Origin of the sequence: Bacillus cereus group sp. RP43 (genome assembly GCF_040459645.1) — a bacterium.
Taxonomy (GTDB): Bacteria; Bacillota; Bacilli; order Bacillales; family Bacillaceae_G; genus Bacillus_A; species Bacillus_A mycoides_C.
Map to the genome: position 1 here is coordinate 1,086,141 of NZ_JARVHQ010000001.1, position 14,920 is coordinate 1,101,060.

Sequence of the window (14,920 nt, forward strand, 5' to 3'; positions counted from 1 at the left end):
GGTTGTCTTATGTTTGTAAGAGAGCTGTCTTTTAATTTGAAAAAGGTTTGTCTCTTATGGTTTGTTCGCATAAGATATAGATAGAGTGATTTGTATTGTAAGCAGCACGAGTTTTCATTGAATCTTTGCTGCTCTATTGATATAATCAGTGCTAGTGTATATTGGCGAGACTATTAGGAGTTGAGAACATAGATGAATAAAGAAGAAAGAGCAAAAAGACAGTCGAAAATTCGTAACTTCTCCATCATTGCTCACATTGACCACGGGAAATCAACGTTGGCAGACCGTATTTTGGAGAAAACAAACGCGTTGGCACAGCGCGAAATGAAGGCGCAATTGCTTGACTCTATGGAGTTAGAGCGTGAGCGTGGTATTACAATTAAATTAAATGCAGTACAACTAACTTATAAAGCGAAAGACGGTGAAGAATATATTCTTCACTTAATCGATACTCCAGGACACGTCGACTTTACGTACGAAGTATCTCGTAGTTTAGCGGCTTGTGAAGGTGCAATTCTTGTTGTGGATGCAGCGCAAGGAATTGAGGCGCAAACATTAGCGAACGTATATTTAGCGCTTGATAATAATTTAGAAATCTTACCAGTTATTAATAAAATCGACTTACCAAGTGCGGACCCAGAACGCGTACGTCAAGAGGTAGAAGATGTAATTGGTTTAGATGCATCGGAAGCTGTACTTGCTTCAGCGAAAGCTGGCATTGGTATTGAAGATATTTTAGAACAAATCGTTGAAAAGGTACCAGCTCCAACAGGTGATTCAGAAGAACCGTTACAATGTATGATTTTCGATTCTTTATATGATCCGTACCGCGGTGTAATTGCATATATCCGTGTTGTAAATGGAACGGTAAAAGTTGGCGATAAAGTACGTATGATGGCAACTGGAAAAGAATTTGAAGTAACAGAAGTAGGTGTGTTTACACCGAAAACGACGCAACGTGACGAGTTAACAGTAGGTGATGTAGGTTTCTTGGCAGCATCTATTAAAAATGTAGGCGATACACGTGTTGGTGATACGATTACACATGCGAAACGTCCGGCTGCAGAAGCGTTAGCAGGATATCGTAAATTAAACCCAATGGTATTCTGTGGTTTATATCCAATCGATTCTGCACGTTATAATGACTTACGTGATGCGTTAGAAAAACTAGAATTGAATGATTCTGCTCTTGAATTTGAGCCTGAAACATCTCAAGCTTTAGGTTTTGGTTTCCGTTGTGGTTTCTTAGGGCTGCTGCACATGGAGATTATTCAAGAACGTATTGAACGTGAATTCAAGATTGACTTAATTACAACAGCGCCAAGCGTTATTTATAAAGTGTATTTAACAAACGGTGAAGATTTTATTGTTGATAATCCATCTAATATGCCAGATCCACAGGTTATCGATCGTGTAGAAGAGCCGTTTGTGAAGGCTTCAATTATGGTTCCGAATGACTATGTTGGAGCTGTAATGGAAATTTGCCAAGGGAAACGTGGAACGTTTATTGATATGCAATATTTAGATGAAACACGTGTTACATTGACATATGAAATCCCGTTATCAGAAATCGTATATGATTTCTTCGATCAATTGAAATCAAATACGAAAGGATATGCATCATTTGACTACGAGTTAATTGGTTATAAACCATCTAAACTTGTGAAAATGGATATTCTTTTAAATAATGAACAAGTGGATGCTTTATCATTTATTGTACATCGTGATTCAGCGTATGACCGTGGTAAAGTAATTGTAGAGAAATTAAAGAAATTAATTCCAAGACAACAGTTTGAAGTGCCAATTCAGGCGACTATCGGAAATAAAGTTGTATCTCGTTCTACAATTAAGGCGATGCGTAAAAACGTACTTGCAAAATGTTACGGTGGTGACATTTCTCGTAAGCGTAAACTTCTTGATAAGCAAAAAGAAGGTAAAAAACGTATGAAGTCTGTTGGTTCTGTAGAAGTGCCACAAGAAGCATTCATGGCTGTACTGAAAATGGATGATAACTAATAGAGTGAAGCTATAATTAGTGGGATTTTTCTATTCTTCGCTAATTATTAGCCCGCACCAATTGTGATAAAAGTAGAAGCCGTTCGTTCGGCTTCTTTTTTATATGCTAAGTACTTTTTAGACATCTTAGCATCTCTCATTTACAATAGTGAGAGAGCATTTTAGTGATTGATATAGAGTTAGGAGATTATTAATGTCCGAAAATATTCGAAAAGATATTCGAGAGAAAATACAAAATGGTAATTTTAATTGTGAAAAGGAACTGACGCTTTCTATTATTAGCGGGAAGTGGAAAGTTGTCATATTGTGGCACCTCGGTGTGGAAGGGCCTCATCGTTTTAGTGAATTACAGCGACTATTCCCTAGCATTTCTCATAAAGTGTTGTCGAATCAATTAAAAGAGTTGATGGAGGATGGGATTATTGATCGAACAGTATACCCGGAAATCCCTCCGCGAGTTGAGTACTATATGACGGAATTAGGTATGTCGCTTTTGCCAATCGTTGAAATGATGTATGATTGGGGAAAAATGCGAATGGAACAAATTCGTAACACGTTATAAAAGTAAAGGACCCTCCGGAGCGCGGAGGTTTTCTTTTTAGAAAGGTAGGAGTTATATTTGGTACAAGCTGCATATATTCATATTCCATTTTGTCAGCATATTTGTCACTATTGTGACTTTAATAAAGTATTTATTGAACGCCAACCGGTTGATCAATACTTACAATATTTAGAGAAAGAAATAATAAATACGGTTCAAAAAGTACCGTTTGAAAGTATGAAAACGATTTTTGTTGGCGGAGGAACTCCGACAGCTTTAAATATGGAGCAAACAAAAAAACTACTCGATATCATTAACCGTCGTTTGCGTCCATTTGCACCGAATTGTGAATTAACATTTGAAGCGAATCCAGGTGATTTACCGAAAGAGAAGTTGAATTTATTGCTAGAAGGTGGAGTGAACCGAATTAGTTTTGGTGTGCAAACATTTCGTGATGAGCTACTTGAGAAGATTGGACGCAGGCATACGAGAGAGGATGCATTCGTAGCAATTCGAGAAGCGCAGGAAGTCGGTTTTACAAATATTAATGTAGATTTAATTTATGCTCTGCCGGGACAGACGATAGAAGATGTAAAAGAAACGTTAGACATTGCCTTTACGCTTGGTGTACAACATTTCTCAGCGTATTCATTAATTGTGGAACCGAAAACAGTCTTTTATAACTTAATGAATAAAGGGAAATTAAGACTACCAGGTGAAGATCATGAAGCGAAAATGTACGAAATGGTAATGGATGAAATGGAGAAACATGGCTATAACCAGTATGAAATTAGCAATTTCTCAAAAGGTGATAATGAAAGTAGACATAATCTCACATACTGGAATAATGAAGAATATTATGGATTTGGAGCTGGAGCGCATAGTTATGTGAATGGAGAACGAATTCAAAATGTAGGTCCGCTTAAGCAATATTTCACCAAAATTGATGAAACTGGATTTCCATATTTAGACGTTCACGCAGTGACGGAGAAAGAAAAAATGGAAGAAGAGTTGTTTTTAGGACTTCGAAAAACAAAAGGTGTGTCTAAAATAGCGTTCCAAAAGAAATTCAACATGGAGATGGATCAAGTTTTTGCGAAGCAGTTACAAGGCAATCAAGAACAGGGATTGCTTGAAGAGAGAGATGGATATGTGCGTTTAACACAAAAAGGAAAATTATTAGGAAATGAAGTGTTCCAGTCATTTTTGATTGACTAATTAAATGTTTCATAAACGTGAAAAAATTTCATTATTTCGTGACGTTTCCGTTGACAATTGAATGTCAATTTTGGTAAGTTATTAATAGATTTAGCACTCGAAGACAAAGAGTGCTAACAGAGGTGATGATGAGATGCTTACGGAACGTCAGCTCTTAATTTTACAAACAATTATTGATGACTTTATTGGATCAGCGCAGCCCGTTGGGTCTAGAACGTTGGCTAAAAAAGAAGAAATCACATTTAGTTCAGCTACTATTCGGAATGAAATGGCTGATTTAGAAGAATTAGGTTTTATTGAAAAAACGCATAGTTCTTCTGGACGGGTTCCTTCTGAGAAAGGATACCGATTTTATGTAGACCATCTTTTAGCGCCGCAAAACTTACCGAACGATGAAATTGTACAAATTAAAGATTTATTTGCTGAAAGAATTTTTGAAGCAGAAAAAGTTGCACAGCAATCTGCTCAAATTTTATCAGAGCTTACGAACTATACGGCCATTGTTCTCGGGCCTAAGTTAAGCACAAATAAACTTAAAAACGTACAAATTGTGCCGCTTGATCGTCAAACAGCAGTCGCTATTATTGTAACGGATACAGGGCATGTACAAAGTAAAACGATTACCGTTCCGGAATCTGTTGATTTATCAGATTTAGAAAAAATGGTTAACATTTTAAATGAAAAGCTATCTGGTGTACCGATGGCAGAACTTCATAATAAAATCTTTAAAGAGATTGTTACAGTTTTACGTGGGTATGTTCATAATTACGATAGTGCGATAAAAATGTTAGATGGTACATTTCAAGTTCCGTTATCGGAAAAGATATACTTTGGAGGGAAAGCGAATATGCTTTCGCAACCAGAGTTCCATGACATTCACAAAGTAAGATCTTTGCTGACGATGATTGATAATGAGGCTGCGTTTTATGACATTTTGCGTCATAAACAAGTCGGAATTCAAGTGAAAATTGGTAGAGAAAATTCTTCTACGGCAATGGAGGATTGCAGTTTGATTTCTGCAACGTATTCGATTGGAGAAGAGCAACTTGGAACAATTGCAATTTTAGGTCCGACGAGAATGCAATACTCTCGTGTAATTAGTTTACTGCAGTTATTTACAAGACAATTTACAGACGGACTTAAAAAGTAAATGAGAGTAATACATTCGCTCAAGTGATGAAATTTTCATTACTGTGTGTAATATATAATGCTTAGGTAATCATGCTAAGCATGATACCTAATACCTTTTAAGGAGGTGAAAATTGTGGAAGAGCGTAACGAACAAGTGGTAGAAGAAGTGAAAGAAGCGCAAGTTGAAGAAGCTGTCACGCCAGAAAACAGTGAAAAAACTGTAGAAGAAAAAAGTGAGGCTGCTCTTTTACAAGAAAAAGTAGATGAGTTACAAGCGAAACTAACGGAAACGGAAGGTCGCACATTACGTCTACAAGCTGATTTTGAAAATTATAAGCGCCGTGTCCAAATGGATAAACAGGCTGCTGACAAATATAGAGCACAAAGTCTAGTTTCAGATATTTTGCCAGCTCTTGATAATTTTGAAAGAGCGATGCAAGTGGATGCGACTGACGAGCAAACGAAATCCTTGTTACAAGGTATGGAAATGGTGCATCGTCAATTGCTAGAAGCGTTGACTAAAGAAGGTGTTGAAGCGATTGAAGCTGTTGGTAAACAGTTTGATCCGAATGAACACCAAGCTATTATGCAAGTGGAAGACAGTGAATTTGAATCAAACGCGGTAGTTGAAGAATTCCAAAAAGGTTATAAACTAAAAGACCGTGTGATTCGCCCATCAATGGTAAAAGTAAATCAATAATTTACATAAAAGTAGGAGGATTCGCCATGAGTAAAATTATCGGTATTGACTTAGGTACAACAAACTCTTGTGTAGCTGTTATGGAAGGTGGAGAACCAAAGGTTATCCCAAATCCAGAAGGAAACCGTACAACACCTTCTGTTGTAGCTTTCAAAAATGAAGAGCGTCAAGTTGGGGAAGTTGCGAAGCGTCAAGCAATTACAAACCCAAATACAATCATGTCTGTTAAACGTCATATGGGTACAGACTACAAAGTAGAAGTTGAAGGTAAAGATTTTACACCTCAAGAAATTTCTGCAATCATTTTACAAAACTTAAAAGCTTCTGCTGAAGCATACTTAGGTGAAACAGTAACGAAAGCTGTTATTACAGTACCTGCATACTTCAACGATGCAGAGCGTCAAGCAACGAAAGATGCTGGTCGTATCGCTGGTTTAGAAGTTGAGCGTATCATTAACGAACCAACAGCGGCAGCACTTGCTTACGGTTTAGAAAAACAAGATGAAGAGCAAAAAATCTTAGTATATGACTTAGGTGGCGGTACATTTGATGTATCTATCCTTGAGTTAGCAGACGGCACATTCGAAGTTATTTCAACTGCTGGTGACAACCGTCTTGGTGGAGATGACTTTGACCAAGTTATCATTGATCACTTAGTAGCTGAATTCAAAAAAGAAAACAACATTGATTTAAGCCAAGATAAAATGGCACTTCAACGTTTGAAAGATGCAGCTGAAAAAGCGAAGAAGGATCTTTCGGGTGTAACACAAACACAAATTTCATTACCATTCATTAGTGCTGGAGCTGCTGGCCCATTACACTTAGAATTAACGTTAACAAGAGCTAAATTCGAAGAAATTTCAGCTGGTCTTGTTGAAAGAACATTAGAGCCAACTCGTCGTGCATTAAAAGACGCTGGTTTTGCTCCGAGCGAATTAGATAAAGTTATCCTTGTTGGTGGATCTACTCGTATCCCAGCTGTACAAGAAGCAATTAAACGTGAAACTGGTAAAGAGCCATACAAAGGTGTAAACCCAGATGAAGTTGTAGCATTAGGTGCTGCAGTTCAAGGTGGCGTACTTACTGGTGATGTAGAGGGCGTTCTATTATTAGACGTAACTCCACTTTCTTTAGGTATCGAAACTATGGGCGGTGTGTTCACGAAACTAATCGAGCGTAACACTACAATTCCAACAAGTAAGTCACAAGTATTCTCAACAGCTGCTGATAACCAACCAGCGGTAGACATTCACGTACTACAAGGTGAGCGTCCAATGTCAGCGGACAACAAAACGTTAGGTCGTTTCCAATTAACAGATCTTCCGCCAGCACCACGTGGAATTCCACAAATCGAAGTAACATTCGATATTGATGCGAACGGTATTGTTAACGTACGTGCAAAAGACTTAGGAACAAGCAAAGAGCAAACTATTACAATCCAATCTTCTTCAGGTCTTTCTGATGAAGAAGTAGATCGTATGGTACAAGAAGCTGAAGCAAATGCTGACGCTGACCAAAAACGTAAGGAAGAAGTTGAACTTCGTAACGAAGCTGACCAACTTGTATTCCAAACGGACAAAGTTGTAAAAGATTTAGAAGGTAAAGTAGATGCAGCTGAAGTAGCGAAAGCAACGGAAGCGAAAGAAGCATTACAAGCGGCAATCGAGAAAAACGAACTTGAAGAAATCCGTGTGAAAAAAGATGCTCTTCAAGAAATCGTACAACAATTAACTGTTAAATTATACGAGCAAGCTCAAGCGGCTGCAGGGCAAGCAGAAGGTGCACAAGGAGCACAAGACGCTGGCGCGAAAAAAGATAATGTAGTAGACGCTGAGTTTGAAGAAGTAAAAGAAGACAAGTAATACAGTGAAATAAAATAAGTAAGATGACAAAAAGTCAAAGTCAAGCGTGCCTTGGCTTTGACTTTTTTCACGAATAAGAAGAAATGTGTGAGGATCTAAAGTTTTTTGTTTTGCATACTGTAAGTGAGGAAACTTTGTTGCAAAGCACTTTCTTTCGATGTTAAAATTACGTTTATGTGAAAGATTCGGGGGTTGCAAATTTATGAATAAACGAGATTATTATGAGGTCCTTGGACTTAGCAAGGGCGCTTCTAAAGATGAAATAAAAAAAGCGTATCGTCGTTTGGCTAAAAAGTACCATCCAGACGTAAGTAAAGAAGAAAATGCAATTGAAAAGTTTAAAGAAGTACAAGAAGCATACGAAGTATTAAGTGACGATCAAAAACGCGCGCAGTATGATCAATTTGGTCACGCGGGTCCGAATCAAGGTTTCGGTGGAGGCGACTTCGGCGGTGGCTTCGGATTTGAAGATATCTTCAGTTCATTCTTTGGTGGTGGTGGCGGCAGACGTCGTGATCCGAATGCTCCACGTCAAGGTGCTGATTTACAATATCAAGTTACTTTAGAGTTTGAAGAAGCTATTTTTGGTAAAGAATTAAATGTTGAGATTCCAGTGGAGGATCCATGTGATACTTGTAAGGGTAGTGGAGCGAAACCAGGGACTTCAAAAGAAACATGTAAACACTGTTCAGGATCAGGGCAAGTAAGTGTAGAACAAAATACACCATTTGGGCGTATTGTAAACCGTCAAGCTTGTGGTCATTGTTCAGGAACAGGTCAAATGATTAAAGAGAAATGTACGACATGCCATGGTTCTGGTAAAGTTCGTAAACGTAAAAAAATTAATGTCAAAATTCCAGCGGGTATCGATAATGGTCAACAAATTCGTGTATCTGGAAAAGGTGAAGCAGGCGTAAATGGCGGACCGGCAGGTGACTTATACGTTGTTGTTCATGTGAGAAGTCATGAATTCTTTGAACGTGAAGGGGATCACATTATCTGCGAAATGCCATTAACATTTGCGCAAATGGCACTTGGCGCGGAAGTAGAAGTTCCTACCGTTCATGGCAAAGTGAAGCTGAAAATTCCAGCAGGAACACAAACAGGAACAGAATTCCGCTTAAAAGGAAAAGGTGCTCCGAACGTACGTGGATATGGTCAAGGAGATCAATATGTAGTCGTTCGTGTTGTTGTGCCGACGAAATTAACTTCACATCAAAAAGATTTATTGCGCGAATTTGCAGGGCAAGAAGAGCAGGATGATAGCTTATTCGGAAAGCTTAAACGTGCTTTCAAAGGGGAATAATGGAAATAAAAAATGGAGTTGGTAAATTGTGAAATGGTCAGAAATTAGTATTCATACAACAGAAGAAGCAGTAGAAGCTGTCTCTCATATTTTGCATGAAGCAGGCGCTAGCGGGGTTGCGATTGAGGACCCAGCGGAGTTGACGAAAGAGCGCGAGCAACAATACGGTGAGATTTATGCACTTAACCCAGATGAATATCCAAGTGAGGGCGTTTTGGTAAAAGCATATTTCCCACAAACGGATTCTTTACACGAAACGGTTGCAGGTGTAAAATCATCTATTGATGCACTACCATCTTTCGACATCGAAATTGGTACAGGAAATATTACAATTAATGAAGTCGATGAGGAAGATTGGGCTACTGCTTGGAAGAAGTATTATCATCCAGTTCAAATTTCTGATACATTCACAATTGTGCCGACGTGGGAAGAGTATACACCGTCTTCTCCAGATGAAAAAATTATTGAATTAGATCCAGGTATGGCGTTTGGTACAGGGACACATCCAACAACGACGATGTGTATTCGTGCATTAGAAAAAACGGTTCAGCCAGGTGATACTGTGATCGATGTGGGGACAGGTTCGGGGGTACTTAGTATCGCAGCAGCAAAATTAGGTGCGTCTTCTGTTCAAGCGTATGATTTAGATCCAGTTGCAGTTGAAAGTGCAGAAATGAATGTGCGCTTAAATAAAACAGATGACATTGTCAATGTTGGACAGAATAGTCTATTAGAAGGTATTGAAGGTCCGGTTGATTTAATCGTAGCGAATTTACTAGCGGAAATTATTCTTCTATTCCCTGAAGACGCGGCGAGAGTTGTGAAGCCAGGTGGATTATTTATTACATCTGGTATTATTGGGGCGAAAGAAAAAGTAATTTCTGAAGCGTTAGAAAAAGCTGGATTTACAATTGAAGAAGTACTTCGAATGGAAGATTGGGTAGCAATTATTGCACGAAATGCGTAATATAGATTTTAGTCTATAAAGAACAGGGGAGTCTCTTACCATATAAGGTGAGGGACTTGCCGTTTGTTATATGAAAATGATAACGTTTCGTTCTTTTCGTAAGTCAACACTTACGAAAGGAACGAAACTCTACTAAGGTGATTATATGCAACGTTATTTTGTAGAAGAGAAATATGTAAATGAGACAAGTATTCGCATAATGGGGGATGATGTCCATCACATCGCAAGAGTGATGCGTATGTCAGCTGGTGACCACATTTATTGCTGTGTAAATGGTAAAACAGCAGAGTGTTCAATTGCTGAAATTACCAGTGAATTTGTGGATACCACTATTGTAGAATGGGTAGAGGCGTCAAGCGAACTTCCTGTGTTCGTGACGATTGCAAGTGGACTGCCGAAAGGAGACAAGCTTGAGTTAATTTTTCAAAAAGGAACTGAGCTTGGGGCGGCTGCATTTTTACCATTTCAAGCATCTCGATCTATTGTAAAGTGGGATGCGAAAAAAGCAGATAAAAAAGTTGAGCGTTTGAAAAAAATTGTAAAAGAAGCTGCGGAACAATCGCATAGAAGTGAAATTCCAGAAGTACACGTGCCCTCATCGTTTAAACAATTGCTGTCGATGAGTAGCGAGTATGATGTTTGTCTTGTTGCGTATGAAGAAGAAGCGAAACAAGGTGAGAAATCTAATTTTGCGAAAGCTTTAGCGACGATTAAACCAGGTCAAAAGCTGTTAATTGTATTTGGACCAGAAGGCGGTTTAGCGGAGGAAGAGATTACTGCACTTCGTGAACATAAATTTGTACCATGTAGTTTAGGACCAAGAATTTTAAGAACAGAAACGGCTCCGCTTTATGCGTTAAGTGCCGCTTCGTATCATTTTGAGTTGATGGGGTGATAATCAATGGCAACTGTTGCGTTCCACACGTTAGGTTGTAAAGTAAACCACTATGAAACAGAAGCGATTTGGCAATTGTTTAAACAAGGTGGTTATGAAAGAACTGAATATGAAAAGAAATCTGATGTATATGTTATTAACACATGTACAGTAACAAATACTGGAGATAAAAAAAGCCGTCAAGTAATTAGACGTGCTGTACGTCAAAATCCAGATGCGGTAATTTGTGTAACTGGATGTTATGCACAAACATCTCCAGCAGAAATCATGGCAATTCCAGGTGTAGATATTGTTGTTGGTACGCAAGATCGTGAGAAGATGTTAGGATACATCGAAGAGTTCCGTAAAGAGCGTCAACCAATTAATGCTGTCCGCAATATTATGAAAACACGTGTATACGAAGAGCTTGATGTACCATATTTCACGGACCGTACACGTGCATCTTTAAAAATACAAGAAGGTTGCAATAACTTCTGTACATTTTGCATCATTCCTTGGGCGCGTGGTTTAATGCGTTCTCGTGATGGAAAAGAAGTTATTAAACAAGCACAGCAATTAGTAGATGCGGGCTATAAAGAAATCGTATTAACAGGTATTCATACAGGTGGGTACGGTGAAGATATAAAAGATTATAATTTAGCTGGATTACTGCGTGATATGGAAGCAGAAGTAGGCGGATTGAAACGTCTTCGTATTTCTTCAATAGAGGCGAGTCAAATTTCAGATGAAGTAATTGAAGTGCTAGATAAATCTGAAGTAGTTGTACGTCACTTGCATATTCCGTTGCAATCAGGATCTAATACTGTATTAAAACGTATGCGCCGTAAGTATACGATGGAATTTTTCCAAGAGCGTTTAGATCGTTTGAAAGAGGCACTACCAGGTCTTGCGATCACATCAGATGTAATCGTTGGATTCCCGGGTGAAACAGAAGAAGAATTCATGGAAACATACAATTTCATTAAAGAGAATCGTTTCTCTGAATTACACGTTTTCCCTTATTCAAAACGTACAGGTACACCAGCAGCGCGTATGGAAGATCAAGTTCCTGAAGACGTGAAGAACGATCGTGTTCACCGTCTAATTGAGCTATCAAATCAATTAGCGAAAGAGTATGCTTCTGGATTTGAAGGTGAAGTACTTGAAATCATTCCGGAAGAGACATTTAAAGATGGTGACCGTGAAGGTTTATATGTAGGTTATACAGATAACTACTTAAAAATTGTGTTTGAAGGATCTGAAGAATTGATTGGTAAGCTAGTAAAAGTGAAAATTACAAAAGCTGGTTATCCATATAACGAAGCGCAGTTTGTTCGTGTTCTTGAAGATGATGTAAAAAAAGAATCAGCAAGCGCATAATAAAGTGAAACTTTAATCAGTGGGGGGGGTGTTCATCCCCCGCTGATTATTAGCCTTCACCAATCGGGAGTTTTACTGCCCACAAATAGCGGGATAAAAAGCATGCAACCGAAAATGGTTTGTATGCTTTTTTCTTTCGTGGAGAAGTTAAGTATTGAAATGGATGCAATGGAGTGCCCGTTAAATAAGTGGTTATTTAGCAAATTTTGTATGGGGAAGTTTTCGTGATAAAAATATATTTGTTTTTAGGTGGGAGCGATAGCGGCTGTTTACATAGATTTTTGGAAAAGGAAGAGCATCTATTCTTCTTTTATTCTGCCAAATAGTTGACCTGAAGTGATAAAATGTATTATAATCGTAAAAGACATGCTGAAGAAGTGTTTCTTTTTGCATGCTGAAGTTAGTATGTAAGTGTGATGTTTCGGAGGGAGGGAAAGAGAATGTCAAAAACAGTCGTTCGTAAAAACGAGTCTTTGGAGGATGCACTTCGCCGTTTTAAAAGATCGGTTTCTAAAACTGGTACACTTGCTGAAGCAAGAAAGCGCGAGTTTTATGAAAAGCCAAGTGTAAAACGTAAGAAGAAATCTGAAGCGGCAAGAAAGCGTAAGTTCTAAGAGAGGGTGTAAGTGATGAGTCTTCTCGGTCGTTTAAACGATGATATGAAACAAGCGATGAAGAATAAACAAAAAGAAAAATTAACCGTTATTCGTATGGTTAAGGCTGCTTTACAAAATGAAGGTATTAAACTGCAACATACTCTTACTGAAGAAGAGGAATTAACAGTTTTAGCTCGTGAAGTAAAACAGTATAAGGACTCCCTCCTTGAATTTAAAAAAGCTGGTCGTGAAGACCTTGTTGATAAACTGCAAAGTGAAATTCAGATTTTAAGCGCATATTTGCCGGAGCAATTAACAGAAGAAGAACTAGCGGATATAATTAAGCAAGTTATTTCTGAAGTTGGTGCTACATCTAAAGCAGATATGGGTAAAGTGATGACTGCTGTTATGCCGAAAGTAAAAGGTAAAACAGACGGATCACTAGTGAATAAGTTGGTTATCCAGCTATTAGCATAAAAAAGCGTCTCATTTCGTATGAGACGTTTTTTTATGCTTTTTTCAGTTTGGACGTGATATTACAAGCACTTTTTTCATACATATGGGATGAGAGGGGGTCTTTTGAGATGAAGAAATTAGAACAAATGAAGAATTGGTTAACGAAGCAAATAGACCTGCCAGTGGATGTGTTAATGGATCTACCTCGGATCACGCTTGTTGGGCAAGTACATATCTATATAGAAAACCATCGAGGATTATTAGTGTTTTCAGATAAAGAGGTAAGATTGCTATTGAAACATGGTCAATTATTAATTAAAGGTCAATCCTTTGTTATTAAAACAATCCTTCCAGAAGAACTGTTGCTTGAAGGGATTATTGAACAAGTGACGTTTTTAGAAAATGAAAAGAAAGAGGAGTGAGGAGAAACTTCCGTTTGTGAAGTTTTTCTTCGTTATCTTGTATTAACAGGTGGTAACATTCTGGCCTCAATATTCGGTTCGTACAAAGAGGATAGATGGGAATTGAGTTCCACGTAAAAAAACTGGCTCGTGAAGGTTAATGATTAGTGAGGATCAAGGGATCTGCTAATTAAAATTTTAGTACGAGCTAGTTTGATAATCGAATTAAAAAGTAGTGTATCTACTTTTAGAAAGGTAGTGGAGATAGTCGATGAAAAATAAATGGTTTATAAAATGGCTTGGGTATGTAAAGGTGCGAATTGAAGGTAGAGGAGCAGAACGCTTTGTTAACGAGTGTGTGCGGAGGAAATTACTAGTTTGGGATGTAAAGAAGATAGCTGATGAAACGTTAGTTTTTTGTATGTTATTACGAGATGTGAAAAAGATAAAACCGATTTATAGAAAAAATGAATGTAAATTATATTTTATTGGACGTTACGGTTTTCCGTTTTGGAATAAGCGTTTAATTAAAAATAGTGGATTTTTAATTGGGTTTTTAATATTTTTTTTCGGGATGATCGCATTGTCAAATATGGTGTGGAAAATTGAAATTACAGGAGCAAAACCTGAAACGGAATATATCTTGATGAAAGAATTGGACAAAATGGGTATAAAAAAAGGAAAATTACAGTTCCAAATGCCGAGTGTAGAAGATGTTCAACGTCATTTGACAGACAATATTAATGCGATTACTTGGGCAGGATTAGAAATAAGAGGGACAACATATCATTTTAAGATTGTTGAAAAAAATGAACCGAAAAAAGAAAGTGAACAACAGCCACAAAACTTAGTAGCAAAAAAAGAAGGGATTATTACAAAAACATTTGTGGAAGTTGGGAAGCCTGTTGTCATGAAAAATGACCATGTAGAAAAGGGGCAACTTCTCGTCTCGGGGATGTATGGTAATGAGGAGAATCCGACAATTGTTTCGGCTAAAGGGATTGTATATGGAGAAACGTGGTACAAATCTGAGGTGGATGTTCCGTTAAAGACGCAATTTCAAGTGTATACTGGTAATTCATACAATGAATATTTTCTTAAATTTGGGAGTGCTAAAATAAAAATATGGGGATTTCAACAGGATGAGTATAAACGCTCGCGTACTGAAAGTGTAAAACATGATGTGAAATTATTTGGATTCACATTACCAGTTGCATATGAAAAAGATATTGTACGAGAAGAGGAAGAAGCGAACCGAGAATATACCGAAAAACAAGCAATGAGAGTAGCGAAAGAGATGGCAGAAAAAGAACTGAAGAAAAAATTGGATGAACATGCTATGATTGTAAGTGATAACATTTTGAGTAAAGAGGTTGAGGCGGATCACCTAAAGGTCACATTACATTATACAGTGATTGAAAATATTGCAGAGCCACAACCAATATCTGAATCCGATATTCAAGGAGACTGAG

General features: G+C 37.8%; 14 protein-coding genes. All 14 read left to right on the top strand.

Going from position 1 to position 14,920, the window contains the following annotated elements; translation table 11 throughout:
• Positions 1-192 precede the first annotated feature (192 nt).
• The 14 genes from lepA (at position 193) to yqfD (ending at position 14,919) form a co-directional block, all read left to right on the top strand.
• Positions 193-2,016, top strand: coding sequence for an elongation factor 4 (gene lepA, locus QCI75_RS05650; protein WP_144504814.1), 1,824 nt, complete (start codon positions 193-195; stop codon positions 2,014-2,016).
• Between the two features lie 193 nt (positions 2,017-2,209).
• Positions 2,210-2,578: a winged helix-turn-helix transcriptional regulator gene (locus QCI75_RS05655; protein WP_070144903.1), complete on the top strand. Its 369-nt coding sequence runs from the start codon at positions 2,210-2,212 to the stop codon at positions 2,576-2,578.
• Positions 2,579-2,635: 57 nt separating this feature from the next.
• Complete coding sequence (gene hemW / locus QCI75_RS05660) at positions 2,636-3,775, top strand: radical SAM family heme chaperone HemW (protein WP_144504816.1); 1,140 nt, start codon at positions 2,636-2,638, stop codon at positions 3,773-3,775.
• A gap of 133 nt (positions 3,776-3,908) precedes the next feature.
• On the top strand, positions 3,909-4,925 hold the full coding sequence (gene hrcA / locus QCI75_RS05665; RefSeq protein ID WP_144504818.1) for a heat-inducible transcriptional repressor HrcA: 1,017 nt from the start codon (positions 3,909-3,911) through the stop codon (positions 4,923-4,925).
• Between the two features lie 114 nt (positions 4,926-5,039).
• Positions 5,040-5,606 carry a nucleotide exchange factor GrpE gene (gene grpE / locus QCI75_RS05670; RefSeq protein WP_144504820.1) on the top strand — a complete coding sequence of 189 codons (567 nt, stop codon included), beginning with the start codon at positions 5,040-5,042 and terminating at the stop codon, positions 5,604-5,606.
• 26 nt (positions 5,607-5,632) lie between these two features.
• On the top strand, positions 5,633-7,468 hold the full coding sequence (gene dnaK, locus QCI75_RS05675) for a chaperone protein DnaK (protein WP_144504822.1): 1,836 nt from the start codon (positions 5,633-5,635) through the stop codon (positions 7,466-7,468).
• 202 nt (positions 7,469-7,670) lie between these two features.
• Positions 7,671-8,774: a chaperone protein DnaJ gene (gene dnaJ / locus QCI75_RS05680; RefSeq protein WP_144504824.1), complete on the top strand. Its 1,104-nt coding sequence runs from the start codon at positions 7,671-7,673 to the stop codon at positions 8,772-8,774.
• Between the two features lie 28 nt (positions 8,775-8,802).
• A complete protein-coding gene (gene prmA, locus QCI75_RS05685; RefSeq protein ID WP_144504826.1) occupies positions 8,803-9,741 on the top strand; it encodes a 50S ribosomal protein L11 methyltransferase in 939 nt (312 codons plus the stop codon).
• Positions 9,742-9,886: 145 nt separating this feature from the next.
• Positions 9,887-10,636: a 16S rRNA (uracil(1498)-N(3))-methyltransferase gene (locus QCI75_RS05690; protein ID WP_002015195.1), complete on the top strand. Its 750-nt coding sequence runs from the start codon at positions 9,887-9,889 to the stop codon at positions 10,634-10,636.
• Positions 10,637-10,642: 6 nt separating this feature from the next.
• A complete protein-coding gene (mtaB, locus tag QCI75_RS05695) occupies positions 10,643-11,995 on the top strand; it encodes a tRNA (N(6)-L-threonylcarbamoyladenosine(37)-C(2))-methylthiotransferase MtaB (RefSeq protein ID WP_002173505.1) in 1,353 nt (450 codons plus the stop codon).
• 440 nt (positions 11,996-12,435) lie between these two features.
• On the top strand, positions 12,436-12,609 hold the full coding sequence (gene rpsU, locus QCI75_RS05700; RefSeq protein WP_000048061.1) for a 30S ribosomal protein S21: 174 nt from the start codon (positions 12,436-12,438) through the stop codon (positions 12,607-12,609).
• Between the two features lie 15 nt (positions 12,610-12,624).
• Entirely contained in the window at positions 12,625-13,068 is a 444-nt protein-coding gene (locus tag QCI75_RS05705) for a GatB/YqeY domain-containing protein (RefSeq protein WP_000054578.1), read from the top strand.
• Between the two features lie 107 nt (positions 13,069-13,175).
• Positions 13,176-13,469, top strand: a complete 294-nt coding sequence (yqfC, locus tag QCI75_RS05710; RefSeq protein ID WP_002088680.1) for a sporulation protein YqfC — start codon at positions 13,176-13,178, stop codon at positions 13,467-13,469.
• Positions 13,470-13,719: 250 nt separating this feature from the next.
• The gene (gene yqfD, locus QCI75_RS05715; protein WP_353760059.1) at positions 13,720-14,919 is read left to right on the top strand and encodes a sporulation protein YqfD; all 1,200 of its coding nucleotides are present in this window, start codon (positions 13,720-13,722) and stop codon (positions 14,917-14,919) included.
• Position 14,920 lies beyond the last annotated feature (1 nt).